We start from the raw sequence: 2,803 nt of genomic DNA, 5'->3' as shown, positions 1-2,803 counted from the left end.
GCTCAAAATGCTCCTGAAGCCACTAGAGGAACTTCCCTGACTATCGTAAACAGTGTGGGATTTGGGATTACGATCATCAGTATTCAGCTCCTCAACTTCCTTTCCCTCCACATTGATCCCATCTATTTATTTCCGGTTTTGGGACTTGGTCCGTTTTTGGGATTGATGGGGATGTGGAGGGGAAAAAATAAAAAATAAAAGCAACTTTTTGAAGAAATTAACTCTAAAATAAGAAAACCTCCGAGGTTCCAAAAAACCTCAAAGGTCTAACATTTTACTTCGTACTTCTCACTTCAAACTTCTTACTTTTTCCCTACCCTCTCATTTCCTTGTAAGCATTGATCAAACCATTCGTAGAAGAATCATGACTGCTTACTTTATTCTCATTTACCAGTTCAGGCAGGATGGCATTGGCCAAAACTTTCCCCAATTCTACGCCCCATTGGTCAAAGCTGTAGATATTCCAAATCACGCCCTGTACGAAAATTTTGTGCTCATACATCGCCACCAATTGCCCTAAAGTGTAGGGGGTTAGCTGTTTTACCAAAATAGAATTGGTTGGACGGTTTCCTTCAAAAACCCTGTGAGGGGCGATTTTTGCAATCTCTGCATCTGATTTTCCTGCCTTTTTCATTTCCGCGGTCACTTCATCAAGTGTTTTGCCGTTCATTAAGGCTTCCGTTTGTGCAAAGAAATTGGAGAGCAACTTCACATGGTGGTCAGAAATAGGATTGTGCGAAATCGCAGGAGCGATAAAATCGCAGGGAATCAAATGGGTTCCCTGATGGATTAGCTGGTAAAAAGCGTGTTGTCCGTTGGTGCCCGGTTCGCCCCAAATCACTGGTCCGGTACTGTAATTGACTTTGCCTCCATCGCGGGTGACATATTTTCCATTTGACTCCATATTTCCCTGTTGGAAATAAGCAGCAAACCGGTGCATATACTGGTCATAAGGCAAAATCGCTTCTGAGGTTGCTCCCAAGAAATTGGTATTCCACAAACCGAGCAGAGCCAAAATCACAGGGATATTTTTGTCAAAATCGGTATTCCTAAAGTGAAGATCCATGCTGTGTGCCCCAGCAAGCAATTTCTCAAAATTATCAAATCCGATTGCACAGGCAATTGGCAATCCTATGGCGGACCAAAGAGAATACCTTCCCCCTACCCAATCCCAAAACGAAAACATATTTTTGGTATCAATCCCAAATTCAGAAACTGCTTTTCCATTGGTAGAAAGTGCCACGAAATGTTTGGCAACCGCACTTTCATCTTTTGCAATTCCCAAAAACCAACTTCTAGCAGTGTGGGCATTGGTCATGGTTTCTTGCGTGGTAAAAGTCTTGGAAGCAATAAAAAACAAAGTCGTCTCAGGATCCACTTTCTTTAATGTCTCTGCGATATGGGTTCCGTCCACATTGGAAACAAAGAATATCTCCAAATTTGGATTTTGGTAAGGCTTTAAAGCTTCAGTCACCATCACCGGACCCAAATCCGAACCACCGATTCCGATATTGACGAGGGATTTGATGGGCTTTCCAGTATATCCCAACCAAGTTCCATTCGAAATTTGTTCAGCAAAACCTTTCATCTGTGCCAAAACTGCATTGATGTCCGGCATGACATCTTTTCCTTCAAAATAAACAGGAGTATTGGCGCGGTTTCTCAAAGCAGTATGCAAAACAGCGCGTCCTTCGGTTCCGTTGATTTTTTCCCCCGAATACATCGCCTCGATGGCGGATTTCAGACCTGTTTCTTTGGCAAGCTCAAGCAATTCAGAAAATATTTTATCGTCGAAACGGTTTTTGGAATAGTCCACCAAAATGTCTTCGAGCTTGATGGAGAATTTTTCGAAGCGGGAACTGTCAGCAAATAGACTATTGATATGTGTATCCTTATTGGCTTCAGCCAATTGTTGGAGTTTGGACCAAGCTTGTGTGGTGGCGGGATTGATGTGATTCATCTCAGGTAGGTTTTAAAAGATATGCGCTGCAAAAATAAGATTTAATATGAGGGGATGAAATTGAAAAACGATTATGGTTAAAAGAGCATTGTCAAAATAGAAAGAATATTAGTCGACTAATTCTACATAAGAATCTGCGTTTTCAAAATTTATCCATAATTTCAAATATCTTGAATTGAGAGTGAATAAAAATTCCTTCCGGAATATTTTTACTAAAATTAAAAAAGTATGATTATATGTAAGAAGATAATTTTAACACTTCTATTTGGGTTTTTACTGTTTTCTTGTGAAAAAAAAGAATCCAAAGATCTTTACAAAATCATCAATGCGGAACTGAACAGAAATTTAGATAAGGAAGGAAAGGTTTTGCTTTATAATGATAATGGTTTAATCAAGTTCAATTTTCCTCAAGGGGAATGTCCTATCCGAGCTATGATGGATACCGCAAATATGAGTTTTTATATAAAGCATCAAGGAATTGATTTTTCAAGTTTTATTTTATCCGATGAAATTGAAACAATTTGTAATCAACTTACTTTAGAATTGAGGTTAGAAAAGGAAAAATTACTTCCTCAAATAGAATTGATTGATGACAAATACATATCCGATCAGGAATATGGGGGACTATTTACATCCTATCAAGTTGTATCAAATCCTGCTTTTTCCTCTGATGGCCAATTTTCTTATATTTATTCAGCGACACATTGTGGAATGGAATGTGGTGGGGGCGAGATTATTATTTATAAAAAAAGCGAAAACGGCGAGTGGCAATTGATTTACAATTACATGCTCTGGATATCTTAAAACATAAAAAAAGCCTCCCAATTTACTCAGGAGGCTTTT

At 38.9% G+C, this 2,803-nt stretch carries 2 protein-coding genes and 1 pseudogene; 2 read left to right on the top strand and 1 reads right to left on the bottom strand.

Features of this window, described 5'->3' with window-relative positions:
• Window positions 1-198: pseudogene (locus tag ACZFYI_RS18400) on the top strand (MFS transporter); the annotation flags it as partial.
• 115 nt (window positions 199-313) lie between these two features.
• On the opposite strand, the gene pgi reads toward ACZFYI_RS18400, so the two are convergent.
• Complete coding sequence (gene pgi, locus ACZFYI_RS18395; RefSeq protein WP_462525584.1) at window positions 314-1,960, bottom strand: glucose-6-phosphate isomerase; 1,647 nt, start codon at window positions 1,958-1,960, stop codon at window positions 314-316.
• Window positions 1,961-2,188: 228 nt separating this feature from the next.
• On the opposite strand from pgi, the gene ACZFYI_RS18390 reads away from it, so the two are divergent.
• On the top strand, window positions 2,189-2,764 hold the full coding sequence (locus ACZFYI_RS18390) for a hypothetical protein (RefSeq protein ID WP_462525583.1): 576 nt from the start codon (window positions 2,189-2,191) through the stop codon (window positions 2,762-2,764).
• Window positions 2,765-2,803: the final 39 nt, after the last annotated feature.

The organism is Aquiflexum sp. (assembly GCF_977115555.1).
This window is presented reverse-complemented; position numbering and strand designations above follow the sequence as displayed.

Coding starts and splice junctions, on each gene's coding strand:
- pgi (WP_462525584.1), bottom strand. CDS start 1,960: ATGAATCACATCAATCCCGCCACCACACAAGCTTGGTCCAAACTCCAA.
- ACZFYI_RS18390 (WP_462525583.1), top strand. CDS start 2,189: ATGATTATATGTAAGAAGATAATTTTAACACTTCTATTTGGGTTTTTA.